The sequence below is a fragment of the Mesorhizobium sp. M0923 genome, assembly GCF_040319365.1.
Lineage (GTDB): Bacteria > Pseudomonadota > Alphaproteobacteria > Rhizobiales > Rhizobiaceae > Mesorhizobium.
Genome location: NZ_JAMYNW010000022.1, coordinates 1 through 13597 on the forward strand (window position 1 = coordinate 1; position 13597 = coordinate 13597).

Annotated in this window: 12 protein-coding genes; 8 read left to right on the forward strand and 4 right to left on the reverse strand. The window is 61.7% G+C overall.

What is annotated here, in order from left to right; genetic code table 11:
• Window positions 1-17: 17 nt before the first annotated feature.
• Together NKH89_RS28230 and NKH89_RS28235 are read left to right on the forward strand one after the other, a co-directional pair.
• The gene (locus tag NKH89_RS28230) at window positions 18-1202 is read left to right on the forward strand and encodes a porin (protein WP_023719899.1); all 1185 of its coding nucleotides are present in this window, start codon (window positions 18-20) and stop codon (window positions 1200-1202) included.
• A 236-nt stretch (window positions 1203-1438) separates the two neighbouring features.
• Entirely contained in the window at window positions 1439-2497 is a 1059-nt protein-coding gene (locus NKH89_RS28235) for a site-specific integrase (RefSeq protein WP_198030509.1), read from the forward strand.
• A 306-nt stretch (window positions 2498-2803) separates the two neighbouring features.
• Here the strand turns inward: NKH89_RS28235 and NKH89_RS28240 are convergent, their stop codons facing one another.
• Window positions 2804-3697: an alpha/beta fold hydrolase gene (locus tag NKH89_RS28240; RefSeq protein WP_352910736.1), complete on the reverse strand. Its 894-nt coding sequence runs from the start codon at window positions 3695-3697 to the stop codon at window positions 2804-2806.
• 399 nt (window positions 3698-4096) lie between these two features.
• Window positions 4097-6130 (reverse strand): lytic transglycosylase domain-containing protein, encoded by a 2034-nt coding sequence (locus tag NKH89_RS28245; RefSeq protein WP_352494886.1) that lies wholly within the window; start codon window positions 6128-6130, stop codon window positions 4097-4099.
• Between the two features lie 225 nt (window positions 6131-6355).
• Here NKH89_RS28245 and dapA point away from each other — a divergent pair, with 225 nt between their 5' ends.
• From dapA to NKH89_RS28265, 4 genes are all read left to right on the forward strand, one after another.
• A complete protein-coding gene (gene dapA, locus NKH89_RS28250; RefSeq protein WP_023719896.1) occupies window positions 6356-7237 on the forward strand; it encodes a 4-hydroxy-tetrahydrodipicolinate synthase in 882 nt (293 codons plus the stop codon).
• A 25-nt stretch (window positions 7238-7262) separates the two neighbouring features.
• Window positions 7263-7742 carry an SsrA-binding protein SmpB gene (smpB, locus tag NKH89_RS28255; RefSeq protein WP_023719895.1) on the forward strand — a complete coding sequence of 160 codons (480 nt, stop codon included), beginning with the start codon at window positions 7263-7265 and terminating at the stop codon, window positions 7740-7742.
• Between the two features lie 106 nt (window positions 7743-7848).
• Entirely contained in the window at window positions 7849-8577 is a 729-nt protein-coding gene (locus NKH89_RS28260) for a GH25 family lysozyme (RefSeq protein WP_352910739.1), read from the forward strand.
• A 109-nt stretch (window positions 8578-8686) separates the two neighbouring features.
• Window positions 8687-9208, forward strand: a complete 522-nt coding sequence (locus tag NKH89_RS28265) for a hypothetical protein (RefSeq protein ID WP_245278618.1) — start codon at window positions 8687-8689, stop codon at window positions 9206-9208.
• On the opposite strand, the gene NKH89_RS28270 is transcribed toward NKH89_RS28265, so the two are convergent.
• Together NKH89_RS28270 and NKH89_RS28275 are read right to left on the reverse strand one after the other, a co-directional pair.
• The gene (locus tag NKH89_RS28270) at window positions 9158-9916 is read right to left on the reverse strand and encodes a uracil-DNA glycosylase (protein WP_245278617.1); all 759 of its coding nucleotides are present in this window, start codon (window positions 9914-9916) and stop codon (window positions 9158-9160) included. The genes NKH89_RS28265 and NKH89_RS28270 overlap by 51 nt on opposite strands.
• The gene (locus tag NKH89_RS28275) at window positions 9913-10494 is read right to left on the reverse strand and encodes a LabA-like NYN domain-containing protein (protein ID WP_023719891.1); all 582 of its coding nucleotides are present in this window, start codon (window positions 10492-10494) and stop codon (window positions 9913-9915) included. The genes NKH89_RS28270 and NKH89_RS28275 overlap by 4 nt, the downstream gene beginning before the upstream one ends.
• Window positions 10495-10773: 279 nt before the next feature.
• Here NKH89_RS28275 and rpoZ point away from each other — a divergent pair, with 279 nt between their 5' ends.
• Together rpoZ and NKH89_RS28285 are read left to right on the forward strand one after the other, a co-directional pair.
• Window positions 10774-11175, forward strand: coding sequence for a DNA-directed RNA polymerase subunit omega (gene rpoZ / locus NKH89_RS28280; protein ID WP_352481861.1), 402 nt, complete (start codon window positions 10774-10776; stop codon window positions 11173-11175).
• Between the two features lie 110 nt (window positions 11176-11285).
• The gene (locus NKH89_RS28285) at window positions 11286-13514 is read left to right on the forward strand and encodes a RelA/SpoT family protein (protein WP_352910742.1); all 2229 of its coding nucleotides are present in this window, start codon (window positions 11286-11288) and stop codon (window positions 13512-13514) included.
• Window positions 13515-13597: the final 83 nt, after the last annotated feature.

Here is a 13597-nt window from a genome sequence, read left to right on the forward strand (position 1 = left end):
TGACTGGAGGTCAGAAAATGAACATCAAGAGCCTTCTTCTCGGCTCCGCTGCGGCACTGATCGCAGTTTCCGGTGCGCGCGCCGCCGACGCCGTCGTCGTCGCCGAGCCGGAACCCGCTGAATACGTCAAGATTTGCGACGTCTACGGCGCTGGCTACTTCTACATCCCCGGCACCGAAATCTGCATGCGCATCGGCGGCTACGTCCGCTATGACATCTCCGCCGGCGATGCGGGCGCGTTCACTGGTGCCCGTTACCAAGACCTTTCGGAAGCCTTGGAAGGCAGGGACGATGTCAACGACGGCTATTTCAAGCAGGCTCGCTTCACGCTGAGGACCTATACCGGCCAGGAAACCGAGATGGGCACCTTGAAGACCTACACCGAGACCCGCTTCAACTGGGGAACCGGTTATCACGGGGTCGATCTCGACGGCAACCCGGCCACCCCTGATGCACAATTCTCCAGCTTTGGCAGCAGAGGCGTTTCGCTGAACTTCGCCTGGATCCAGCTCGGTGGTCTCCGCGTCGGTAAGGACGAAACGGCCTTCAATACGTTCACCGGTTACGCCGGCAACGTCATCAACGATACGCTGGTTCCCTACGGCGGCTTCGACACCAACGTCATCCAGTACTACTTCGATGCCGGCAACGGCTTCTCGGCCGTGGCGTCGTTGGAAACCGGTGAAGGCTTTATCCTCAACGACGACAACACCGCGCTCCACCTGGGTCACGATTCGATCGACAGCTATGTTCCATATGTCGTCGGCGGCGTGAAATACACGCAGGGCTGGGGTTCGATCTCGGGCGTCATTGCCTATGACAGCGCAGTGGAAGAATGGACAGGCAAGGCTCGCCTGGACGTGACGCCGATGCAGAACCTGACGCTGTTCCTGATGGCCGGCTACGGTTCGGACGACAATATCCCACGCAACTTCTACAAGCAGTGGAGCGGCAACTGGGCAGTTTGGGGTGGTGGCACTTACACCATCAACGAGAAGACCTCGTTCAACCTTCAGGCGGCGTATGACGAAGGCGAGAACGTCGGCATCGCGGCGAACATTGCCTACGACATCGTTCCCGGCTTCACGATCACGGCCGAAGTCGACTACCTGCACTTCGGTGACAACAATTTCGACAATTGGACCGGTGCTACCGACGAAAACAGCATCGGCGGTGTCCTCCGCTTCCAGCGCTCGTTCTAAGGGCTGGACTTAAGCAACTGAAATCCAGCCCGGGCGCTTCAACGCCCGGGCTGTTTTATTTTCGCGACTGGTAGCAAACAGAAGGAAAAGGGGGTTCGGTAGCTGAACAGGGTTGTGGAACGATGTCGTTGGGATCCACCACTGGTGGATGAAATCGGCCGCAACGCTTAAAACTCTTGAAAGGGCACCGCCAAGCAGGTAGGTCTAGGCCTATCCACTCGGGGGTGTGGCGAATAATGACGAACGATGCGATTCAAGAGGGAGGGACCTCTGATCATTTTTCGATGTTTTCTTCTCAAACTGCAAAGATAAAATACAGTTACAACAAGATACGAGAAGTAAAGTCGCACAGGATCGGAGAACTTTTTTCAGCATACCGGGATATACTTTGGGATGATGGGCGGCATAAGTACAATGTCAGCTCGTTCATCGGCGAAATAGACGAGATTCTCCTTGGGGAGCGTTTCAGCGCCTTTGACCAAAGCACCCTCGACAACCTTATCGGCACCTTGCGCCAGCGCGGCAACAGCAACGCAACCATCAACCGGAAGATGGCTGCCCTCAGCAAACTGCTGCGCAAGGCTCACAAGATGGGGGATATCCACAGCCTGCCCGAGTTCCGCCGCCAGAAAGAGCGGGCGGGACGGATTCGTTTCCTCGAAAGGGACGAGGAGGCTCGGCTGTTTGCCGCCATCAAAAGCCGCAGCGAGGACGCCTATCGGCTTTCCGTCTTTCTCGTCGACACCGGTTGCCGCCTCGGCGAAGCGCTGGGCTTGATCTGGAACGATATCCAGGAGCACCGCGTCAGTTTCTGGATCACCAAGTCCGGCCGCAGCCGCACCATCCCGATGACCGAGCGGGTAAAAGAGGTGATCAAGCTGCCGGCCACCGAGGGCCGCCGGCCTAAAGGCCCGTTCACCAAGCTTAGCCAGGCGCAGTTTCGTGCCATCTGGAACGATGCCAAGGCCGAAGTCGGGCTTGGCGCCGACGATCAGGTCGTGCCGCACATATTGCGCCATACATGCGCCTCGCGTCTCGTCCAGGGCGGCATCGATATCAGGCGTGTGCAGATGTGGCTCGGCCACCAGACGCTGTCCATGACCATGCGCTACGCCCATCTGGCCACCAACGATCTCGACGGTTGCGTCACCGTGCTTGAGACGCCGCGGTACAGTGGTTCGGACGACGGCGGGGCAAGTCCGTTGTCCTCTCCACCTTCGGCAAGGCGGGAACCAAAAGGTGAGCCGGCCGCAAGCAAGGCACCAAAGCCCGCGAAGAGAAGCGCCAAATCCTGACGGTTTGGGTGGATCTGGCGTAAGTCGGTCGATCTGACAACGGATTGCAGGCCAATACATCAAGTCGGCGCTGCCCCTCACCCTTACCCTCTCCCCGTGAAAAAACGGGGAGAGGGGAGTTCGTCAGCGTTGCGGCCGTCTGTCCTTCTCCCGTCACTACACGGGGAGAAGGTGCCAGCAGGCGGATGAGGGGCGGCGCCGACATCCAACAATTATTCTCCGGGACGCCAGCATAGCTGTTAATCGCTGCCAGAATGCTTCACAGGTACAAGATAAGGCAGAGAGTTACTTAAACTTACCGTGGTTTTACTTCCAACCGCTCCGCCGCTCCACCCGATCGAAAAAACCAGCGATCCTGCCCGGCAGGATCCCGGACTCCAAAAACGGTGCATGCCCCTGGCCGTCAGCGGTGATCGTCTCGATATCGGTATGGCGCGTCCGCATCTGCTCGAGCGTTTCGGCGGACAGCAGCTTCGAGTTGGCGCCGCGTATGACGAGCATTGGGATGGCCGCCAGCGCGTCGAACTGTGGCCAAAGATCGGGCATCGGCCGGCTGGGATCGAGGCCCGCCAGCGTATCGACCAGTTTCGGATCGAAATCGGGCAGAAATCCCTCCTCGGTCTCGCGGTAGAGGGCTGACGCCATCCGCTCCCAATCCGCATCGGTCAGCGCCGCAAAATCGGCGCCATGGGTGCTGCGCAGGCCGCGGACCACCTCTGCGTACGCCTTCGGCCTGGGCGCGGGGTCGAGATAGGAGCGGATATGGGCGAGCCCTTGCGTCTCGATCACCGGGCCGATGTCGTTGAGGACGACGGCCTTCAGCACGGCCGGCCGCATCGCCCCGAGCACATGGATGATCAGTCCGCCGCGCGACGTGCCGATGAAGGCAGCCTCCTCCATGCTCAGCGCCGCCAGCCCGGCGAGAATATCGCCAGCTTCGATGCCGATATTGTAATGGCCGATATCGGCATCGTAGGCGGACTGCCCGCGCCCGCGATAGTCGAAAGCGACGACCTTGCGCTTCGCCTGCGTCGACAGATAAAGCGCCAGCTCGTGAAAATCACGGCAATTGCGGGTCAGGCCGGGCAGGCAAACGACTGGCCAGCGGCCGGAATTCGCTTCGCCGTAGATGCGGGCGTGCAGGGACAGCCCGTCCGGCGCGGCGTAGAAGAAATCGGAGAAACCCTGCTCGGTTGCCATGTGGACTCCGTTCCTCTCGCTGCTGGCTTGTTTCAACTGCTACAGGCGAGGGGCCGGTAGGGTCAAATAGGGGAGGCGCCGAAGTTGCAGGGTCCCTCAAGGGGGAGATTGGCTGTCATCGTCGCTTTCGCCAAGTTTCGCCGGATGCAGAAAGGCACTGTCCACGAAGCTGCCGATCTTCCCCCTGGTGGGACCCTTGGGGAGATGTCCGGCAGGACAGGGCGGGCCGCTGTCCGCCAACTCGACGTCCGGAACTTTCAAAGCCTGAAACAAAAACCCGCCTCGTTGGGCGGGTCGTCGGTGCGAATCAGCACTATGGTTAAATTAGTAGCATAGCTGCCGGCACAAAGCAAGAACAAAATACGCTGTAACCGGCAAACTTGGCTTGAAGCCCGGTCGTCACCCCCGGCCGTTCACCAGATCCCCGACAATGTCGTACTTGCCGGAGATACGCATCTTGTAGACCTCGTAATTCTCCATCACGCGCTGGACGTAACTTCTTGTTTCCGTATAGGGAATCCGCTCGATCCAGTCGACGACGGCATCGACGTCCTTGCCGCGCGGATCGCCGTATTTCGCCACCCACTGGGCGGCGCGGGCGGGGCCGGCATTGTAGCCGGCGAAGGTCAGCACGTAGGAGCCGTCGAAACGGCCGAGCTGCTCGCCGAGAAAGGCAGCGCCCAGCGTTGCATTGTAGCCGGCATCGGTGGTCAGCCGGGCCTGAGAAAATGTCATGCCGGCCTTCTTCGCCAATTGCTTGGCGGTGCCTGGCATTAGTTGCAGCAGTCCGCGCGCGCCGGCGCTGGAGATTGCGCCGATGTTGAACTCGCTTTCCTGGCGGGCAATCGCATAGGCCAGCGCCTTGCCCGAGCCGGAGATGTTGGCGGTGTCGGGAATGACGCCGAGCGGATGCGACAGCGCGCCGACATCGATGCCGCGGGCGCCGGCGATCTTGCCGATCTTCAGCGCCATGAAATGGTTGCCTTGTCTTTCCGCCAACACCGCAAGCAGCGCCAGTTCGCCGGGGTTGTTCAGCTGCCCGGCGAGGTCGCGGTAGAGCGTCTCGGCATAGCGGTCATAGCCGGCCTCCTGCAGCCGCTTGATGGCGCTGACCGCCTCGCGGGTGGCGAAATTCTGGCGGTCGGCGGCACTTGGCTGTGGGTAGACGATGTTGAGGGTCTGCCGGCCGACGCGCTCGCCGGCGAGCTGGCCGTAAAAGGTCGTGCCGTAGCTTGCGGCGCGGCTGAAATAATCCTTGGCATTGCCGGGGCCGCCGACTTCGGCGGCGCGGCCGAGCCAATAATAGGCGCGCGACAGCGACATTGGCCCTTGGGCGAGCTCCGCGATTCGCGCAAAATGCTTGGCGGCGATGCTCGGGTCCTTGAGGCCGCGCAGCGCGTACCAGCCGGCATGGAATTCCGCCTCGGCAGCATTGGCGGGACTTTCGGCGGCATGCGCGGCGACTATTCTGTAGGCGGTCTTCATGTCGCTCTGGTCGACCAGCTCGCGCGACAGCACCCGGCGCTCGACCCACCAGGCGTCCGGATCGACCAGAGCGTCGCGGTCGCCCGGCGCCTTCATCACCAGCGCGGCGGCGTCGGAAAATTTCTGCTGCTTGCGCAGATATTCGGCTTCGGCAAAGAGATAGCCGGCCGCCCGCTGCGCTGCCGGCACCGCCTTCAGCAGCTTGGCCGCGTTCTTGTCGCCTTTGGTGACCGCCGCCCAGGCATCGGCCAATTGCTGGGCGCCGGCGAGACCGGCGACGCGCAGCGCCGAAGCGACCCGGTCGGCATAAAACATGCGCTCCATGCGGAAGCGATGGTCGGCGGCCGGGATCAGCGCACCGAACTCGCGAATGACCGCCGCCTCGTCCCTGGCTTCGAGCTTTTCGGTGCGCCAGAATGGCGACAGCACCGAGCGCGCCGCCTTGGTATCGCCCAGCGCTACATAGGAGCGGGCCAGGATCAGCACGCCCTCGAAGGTCAGCGGCTGGCTGCCGTCGAACGCCCGCACCACGATCTGCGGCGTGGGGTTCTCGCGATAGAGCGCGCGCTCGCTGTTCCTGCGCAAGGCGATCGTACCCGGCCAGTTCGGCAGCATCTTTGCCGCATCGGCGATGTCGCCGCTCGGCACCTGGTCGCCGCCATAGAGCGCGATCGCCCAGGCAAGGATGTGCCGGTCGAGCGATTTGGCCGGCAGCGCTTCGCGCACCTGGCGCGCGCGCGCAATGTCGTTTGCCGCCAGCGCATCGAGACCGCTCTTCAGCACCGCGACGCTCGCGGACGGGGACTGCTGCACCGCATCGTTCTGCGGCTCGGTCATCGGAATCGCCGACGTAACCTGCACATCGACGCTGCTGCCGATCGCCGCGCCGGGAATCAGGGCGACGATCGCGCCGATAAGCGCGAAAAGATGAGGCCGCCTGATCGGCATGGATTTGGTCATCCCCGTTCTTCGACGCTACAACAGACACAGATGAATTGAAGCTTACTCGTCTGTGATGAAGGGCCCGTAAAGAAAACCTTCTCGAGGTCATTCGAATTGCAATTGCTGGCGCAATGCTTGCCGCGCAACAATGTCGAGACTATGGTGCGCCGCTTCGCTTTCGGCTAGAAGGCGCGCACGACAAACCCGAAAGTCCCCAAGGAGTTGGACGACATGCTGAGAGGCTCGCTGACCGCGCTCGTCACACCGTTCGAAAAGAGCGGCCGTTTCGACGAGAAAGCCTTTCGCGCCTTCATCGCCTGGCAGATCGCCGAAGGCACGACGGGCGTGGTCCCGGTCGGCACCACAGGCGAGTCGCCGACGCTGTCGCATGACGAGCACCGCCAAGTCGTCAAGGTCTGCATCGAGGTCGCCAAGGGCCGGGTTCCTATCGTTGCCGGCGCCGGCTCCAACAACACCGAAGAGGCGGTTGGCCTGGTCCAGTATGCCGAGAAGGCGGGCGCCGACGCGGCCCTTGTCGTCACGCCCTATTACAACAGGCCGACGCAGCGCGGCCTCTACGCGCATTTCGCCGCCGTCGCCAAGGCTACCAGCCTGCCGATCATCATCTACAACATTCCGCCCCGCTCGGTGGTCGACATGAGCCCGGAGACGATGGGGCAATTGGTGCACGACTTCAAGAACATCGTCGGCGTCAAGGATGCCACCGGCAAGGTCGAGCGGGTTTCGGAGCAGCGCGCCACCTGCGGCAAGGATTTCATCCAGCTCTCCGGCGAGGACGCCTCGGCCCTCGGCTTCAACGCGCATGGCGGCGTCGGCTGCATCTCGGTGACGGCAAATGTCGCGCCCAGACTCTGCGCCGAATTCCAGGAGGCGACGCTTTCCGGCGACAGCGCCAAGGCGCTCGACCTGCAGGACCGTCTGTTGCCACTGCACAAGGCGATTTTCCTGGAACCCGGCGTTTCCGGCGCGAAATATGCGCTGTCGAAGCTGGGCAAGGTCGAGAACGTGCTGCGCTCGCCGCTAATGACGGTCGAGCCGTCGACCGCCGAGAAGATCGACGCGGCGATGAAGCACGCCGGCTTGATAAATTAGGGATGAGGCGCCACCTCTCCGCATCATGAATCAAGTCAGAAAAGCCGATCCCAACAACAAGACCGTTGCGGAAAACCGCAAGGCGCGGTTTTCCTATGAGGTGCTCGACACGATCGAGGCCGGCCTGGTGCTGACCGGTACCGAAGTGAAGTCGCTGCGCCAGGGCCAGGCCAATATCCAGGACAGCTATGCCTCGGTCGAGGGCGGCGAGATTTGGCTGATCAACTCCTATTTGCCGGAATATCTGCAGGCCAACCGCTTCAACCACGAGCCGCGCCGACGCCGCAAACTCCTGCTCAACAAGCGCGAGATGGCCAAGCTGTCGCAGAGCGTCGACCGCGAAGGCATGACGCTGGTGCCGCTGAAGATCTATTTCAACGACCAAGGGCGGGCGAAGGTGCTGCTCGCCGTCGGCCGCGGCAAGAAGCTGCACGACAAGCGTGAGACCGAAAAGCAGCGCGACTGGTCGCGCGAGAAGGGCCGGCTGCTGAAAGAGCGAGGGTGAGGAGAGGTCCGCGAAGCGGACGAAAAGCCAGTGATTTGGCTTTTCGAGCGACGAACGCCCGGAGCCATGGCGGAGGGCAGGGCGGACCAATAGGGATAGGTCTCGTTTGAAAAACCGGATCGTCTTGTGGGGCGCGGCCGGTCTGCTCCTGGCGGGCCTCGTCCTGGCCGGCGGCTATGCCTACTTCCAGACGTTTTCTCCGGACCGCGGCAAATATCCGGTCAGGGGCATCGACGTTTCCCATCATCAGCGGCAGATCGACTGGCGGCGTGTTGCCGCCGACGATGTCGCCTTCGCCGTTATCAAGGCAACTGAAGGCGGCGACCATGTCGACGATGCCTTCGCCGCCAATTTGCGTGCGGCCCGCGCCGCCGGCCTTGCCGTCGGCGCCTATCACTTCTTCACCTTCTGCAGGCCGGGTGCCGATCAGGCACGCAACTTCATCTCGGTGGTGCCGCGCGATCAGCCTTTGCTGCCGCCGGTGGTAGACATCGAGTTCGGCGGCAATTGCCCGCAGCGGCCAACTCCCGAACAGTTGAGCGCCGAACTCTCAGCCTTCCTCGGCCCGGTCGAAGCAGCGTTCGGCAAGACGGCGATCCTCTATGTGACCGACGAGGCCGCGCAAGCCTATGCCGGGCAGATAGCCGGCCGCCCGCGTTGGCTGCGTTCGCTGGCGCTGCGGCCAGGCCATAACGACTGGATTTACTGGCAGTACCACAACCGGGGCCGCGTCGACGGCATCAGCGGCGACGTCGACCTGAATGTTCTCCAAGGCGGGCCGGCGACGCTGGCCGCGTTGTTTGCCGCAGCGCCTGAAGCGAGGGCGTCGGATTGACGCTATTCCTGTCCAGCGAGAGCACCCTCAGTGGGCGATGACGGGAACGACGAAGCCTTCGCCAAGGTGGCTATTCATATCGCAGGCGGCGCCGTGCTAAGTACATTTGATGCCGGAGCGCCCTTCATCAGCCAATGACAGCAACGCCCCGCCTGCTGCGACGGACGGTGGGGATCCCCGCCTGGCGTTTGTCTATGCGGAGGCGGTGCGTGGCCTCCAACACCAGCAGGGCGTGGTTGAAAGTCTCAATACGCGCGCTGGAAATCTGATTTTTGCAACTGCGTTCGCGAGTTCTCTCCTTGGGGGCAGGGCGCTCCTGGATGGCGTGGGGCCTTGGGACTGGCTGGCGCTGACATTGCTTTTTCTTATCGGACTGCTGGTCGCGATTATGGTGTGGCCATATTATAACTATACGTTCCGTTTCGATCCCGAGAAGCTGCTCCAGGATTTCGTCGATCAGCATCCTCCCGCAACCATGGATGGGATGCACCGAGCGCTTGCGCTGCGCATCAAATCCGACATGGCCAGCAATTGGCGGATCATCCAACGCCTGCGCGTCGCGCTGCAGCTTGCACTGTTACTATGGTTGCTGGATCTCTTGGCCTGGTTGTTCGCGATCACCCGAATCTAGGGCTTGTGCGCCGGCGGGCGTCGTCCGGCTCTCAGTCTTCAGAAAAGCTTCTATCTGACTGAAAACGTTGACGAACATGGCTTGCGTCAGTACGCCCGTATTGGTGTTGTAGCGCGAGCAATGATAGCTGGAAAACAGCGCGATGCCATTGGCCTGCTGCTGCCCACCATGCTGGAACGGATAGGCGGCGACGCGCTGGCCGAGCGCCCGCACGGTCGACTGGTGCGCGATCGAGCCCAGCGCCAGCACGGCGCGCAGGTTTGGAAATCGGGCGATCGTCGGTACCAGGAACGTCCGGCAGGTGGCTATCTCGGCACCAACCGGCTTGTTCTCCGGCGGCACGCAGCGCACCGCATTGGTAATCGCCGTACCGACAAGCTCCAGCCCGTCATCTGGTCGCGCTTTGAATTCGCCGCGCGCAAAGCCGTGCGCGATTAGCGTATTGTAGAGCAGATCACCGGCAAAATCGCCGGTGAAGGGGCGCCCCGTCCGGTTCGCGCCGCGCAGGCCAGGCGCCAGCCCGACGATCAGCAAGCGCACCGCATCCTCGCCTTCCGGCGGCAAAAAGGTCGGCACTGGCGCGTTGAACCAGGACGGCTCGCGCTGCCGCCACTCGGCGATGAAGTCGTGCAGCCGCGGACAAAGCGGGCAGTCGCGATCGGGTTCGGGAGAGGCGGCCAGGGGCGCGGTCAAGGCAACGACCGTCAATAGTCTTCCTCGTCGACTTCGGCCGGCTCGGACCGGCGTACCGGCCGCTCCGACGGATCGCGGCCGACTTCATTCTTGAGCGCCATCAAGTCGATGAAATGGTCGGCCTGGCGGCGCAGGTCATCGGAGATCATCGGCGGCTGCGATGCCATGGTCGAGACGATCGAGACCTTGCGCCCACGCCGCTGCAGCGCCTCGACCAGCGTGCGGAAATCGCCGTCACCTGAGAAGATGACATAATGGTCGACGACATCGGCGAGCTCGAGCGCATCGACGGTCAGCTCGATATCCATATTGCCCTTGATCTTGCGGCGGCCGGTCGAGTCGGTGAATTCCTTGGCTGGCTTGGTCACCACCTTGAAGCCGTTATAATCTAGCCAGTCGATCAGCGGCCGAATCGAGGAGTATTCCTGATCCTCGACCAGCGCGGTGTAGTAATAAGCGCGCAGCAGATAGCCGCGTTTCTGGAAGCTCGACAGAAGTTTGCGGTAGTCGATGTCAAAGCCCAGCGCGCGCGAGGTGGCGTAGAGATTGGCACCGTCGATAAAGAGAGCGATTTTTTCACGAGGATCGAACATGGAAAAATGTCCTTTTTCGAAATAAGCGGTCGTCTAAATGCGTGGCGACTATCGGCCGGTCTGATAATAGACCTGTTGGCCTTCATCGTTCGAGATAACGCCAGTTTTACGGCAATCCAAGGCACCATCCGGCACCGCAAGCAATTGTGATCGGCGCTGCGTCGTCGCAGGCGGCCCGCGTCAGAGCTGCGCACCGCCATAAAAGCTTGTATTTTGGCGGCGTTCGGGTTATGGACCGCGCCTGTTTTCCATCAAATCCAGGCATGAAAGGGGCAACTCATGGCCCGCGTAACCGTTGAAGATTGCATCGACAAGGTCGACAACCGCTTCGAGCTGGTGCTCCTGGCGGGCCACCGCGCCCGTCAAATCAGCCAGGGCGCGCAGATTACCGTACCTCGCGACAACGACAAGAATCCGGTCGTTGCGCTCCGCGAAATCGCCGACGAGACGCTATCGCCGGACGACCTCAAGGAAGATCTCATCCATTCGCTGCAGAAGCATGTCGAGGTCGACGAGCCGGAAGCCGATGGCGAGGCGATTGCCGACCAGACCGGCAGCACTGTTGCGGCCACCGATGCCGACGACGCCGAGGACAACGTCACCTTCGATCGCATGACCGAAGAAGACCTGTTGGCCGGCATCGAAGGGCTGGTACCGCCGGAAAAAAGCGACGATTATTGATCTTAGCAACAACTGCCGACACTTTCGCGTCGGCAGTTTCGTGGCTATCTATGACATGCGCCGTACGCCAGTGCGGCGCATGATTCATTTCAGCATTGCGAGATCCCGCCATGATGCGTCAGTATGAGCTTGTCGAGCGCGTCCAGCGCTACAAGCCTGACGTCAACGAGGCGCTGCTCAACAAGGCCTATGTCTACGCCATGCAGAAGCATGGCCACCAGAAGCGCGCCTCCGGCGATCCCTATTTCTCGCATCCGCTCGAAGTCGCCGCCATCCTCACCGAAATGCACATGGACGAGGCGACGATTGCCGTTGCCTTGCTGCACGACACGATCGAGGACACCACGGCGACCAGGGCCGAGATCGACGAATTGTTCGGTCCGGAAATGGGCAAGCTGGTCGAAGGACTGACCAAGCTGAAGAAGCTCGACCTCGTCTCGAAGAAGGCCGAGCAGGCGGAGAACCTGCGCAAGCTGTTGCTGGCGATCTCGGAAGACGTGCGCGTGCTTCTGGTCAAGCTCGCCGACCGCCTGCACAATATGCGCACCCTCGACCATGTGCCGGAAGCCAAGCGCCTGCGCATTGCCGAAGAGACGATGGACATCTACGCGCCGCTGGCCGGCCGCATGGGCATGCAAGGCATGCGCGAGGAGTTGGAGGAGATCGCCTTCCGCTTCATCAATCCCGAAGCCTACCGCGCCGTCACCGCGCGCCTCGTCGAAATCTTCGAGCGCAACAAGGGCGTGCTGTCCGAGATCGAGAAGGCGCTGTCCACGCTGTTCGACAAATATTCGATCAAGGCCGAGGTCAAGAGCCGGCAGAAGAAGCCGTGGTCGGTATTCCGCAAGATGGAAGCCAAGGCGCTGTCGTTCGAACAGCTGTCCGACATTTTCGGCTTCCGCGTCGTTGTCGAGACGGTCGAGGACTGCTACCGCGCGCTCGGCGCCATCCACACCACCTGGTCGATGGTGCCCGGACGCTTCAAGGACTATATCTCGACACCGAAGCAGAACGACTACCGCTCGATCCACACCACCATCGTCGGCCCGTCGCGCCAGCGCGTCGAATTGCAGATCCGCACCTACCAGATGAACAAGATCGCCGAATACGGCGTCGCCGCTCATTCGATCTATAAAGATACCGGCGGCAAGATGAATGGTGCCGCCCATGCGATCTCGAAGGAGACCAATGCCTATGCCTGGCTGCGGCGCACCATCGAGCAGCTTGCCGAAGGCGACAATCCCGAGGACTTTCTCGAAAACACCAAGCTGGAACTGTTCCAGGACCAGGTGTTCTGCTTTACGCCGAAAGGCATGCTGATCGCGCTGCCGCGCGGCGCCACGCCGATCGACTTTGCCTATGCCGTCCACACCGATGTCGGCGACACTTGCGTCGGCGCCAAGGTCAATGGCCGCATCATGCCGTTGATGACGGAGCTGAAGAACGGCGACGAGGTCGAGATCATCCGCTCGAAGGCGCAGGTGCCGCCGGCGGCGTGGGAATCGGTGGTCGTTACCGGCAAGGCGCGCTCGGCCATCCGCCGTGCCACCAAGAACGCTATCCGCAAGCAATATTCGGGTCTCGGTATCCGCATTCTTGAGCGCGCCTTCGAACGGTCCGGCAAGACCTTCACCAAGGAAAACCTGAAGCCGGTGCTGCACCGGCTGGCGCGCAAGGACATAGAGGATGTACTGGCCTCGGTCGGCCGTGGCGAACTTGCCTCCAGCGACGTCATGAAGGCGGTATTTCCTGACTACAAGGACGAGCGCGTCACGCTGGTCGCGCCCAAGCAGCGCGAGGAGGGCTGGTCGAAGATCCGCAACGCCGCCGGCATGCTGTTCCAGATTCCGGGCCGCGCCGCACGCAAGGACAAGAACCAGCCGCGTGACGATGCGGTGCCGATCCGCGGTGTGCGCGGCGATCTGCCGGTGCGCTTCGCGCCGGAGGGGGCGGTGCCCGGCGACCGCATCGTCGGCATCGTGCAGCCGGGAACCGGCATCACCATCTATCCGATCCAGTCGCCGGCGTTGCAGGCCTTTGACGACCAGCCCGAGCGCTGGATCGACGTGCGCTGGGATATTGACGAGCGCACCAAGGAGCGGTTCCCGGCGCGTGTCTCGGTCACCGCCATCAACGCACCGGGTTCGCTGGCCGACATTGCGCAGGTCGTCGCATCCAACGATGCCAACATCCACACTTTATCGATGGTGCGCACCGCGCCCGATTTCACCGAAATGCTGATCGATCTCGAAGTGTGGGATCTTAAGCACTTGAACCGGCTGCTGTCGCAGCTAAAGGACAATTCGAGCGTCAGCGACGCGCGACGCGTGAATGGGTGAATAGTGAATAGTGAATAGTGAATAGTGAATAGTGAATAGTGAAAGAGGGTGCTCTCACTACTCACTACTATTCACCATTCACT

Coding starts and splice junctions, on each gene's coding strand:
- NKH89_RS28240 (WP_352910736.1), bottom strand. CDS start 3,697: ATGGCAACCGAGCAGGGTTTCTCCGATTTCTTCTACGCCGCGCCGGAC.
- smpB (WP_023719895.1), top strand. CDS start 7,263: ATGAATCAAGTCAGAAAAGCCGATCCCAACAACAAGACCGTTGCGGAA.
- NKH89_RS28245 (WP_352494886.1), bottom strand. CDS start 6,130: ATGCCGATCAGGCGGCCTCATCTTTTCGCGCTTATCGGCGCGATCGTC.
- rpoZ (WP_352481861.1), top strand. CDS start 10,774: ATGGCCCGCGTAACCGTTGAAGATTGCATCGACAAGGTCGACAACCGC.
- NKH89_RS28275 (WP_023719891.1), bottom strand. CDS start 10,494: ATGTTCGATCCTCGTGAAAAAATCGCTCTCTTTATCGACGGTGCCAAT.
- dapA (WP_023719896.1), top strand. CDS start 6,356: ATGCTGAGAGGCTCGCTGACCGCGCTCGTCACACCGTTCGAAAAGAGC.
- NKH89_RS28265 (WP_245278618.1), top strand. CDS start 8,687: ATGCCGGAGCGCCCTTCATCAGCCAATGACAGCAACGCCCCGCCTGCT.
- NKH89_RS28235 (WP_198030509.1), top strand. CDS start 1,439: ATGACGAACGATGCGATTCAAGAGGGAGGGACCTCTGATCATTTTTCG.
- NKH89_RS28285 (WP_352910742.1), top strand. CDS start 11,286: ATGATGCGTCAGTATGAGCTTGTCGAGCGCGTCCAGCGCTACAAGCCT.
- NKH89_RS28230 (WP_023719899.1), top strand. CDS start 18: ATGAACATCAAGAGCCTTCTTCTCGGCTCCGCTGCGGCACTGATCGCA.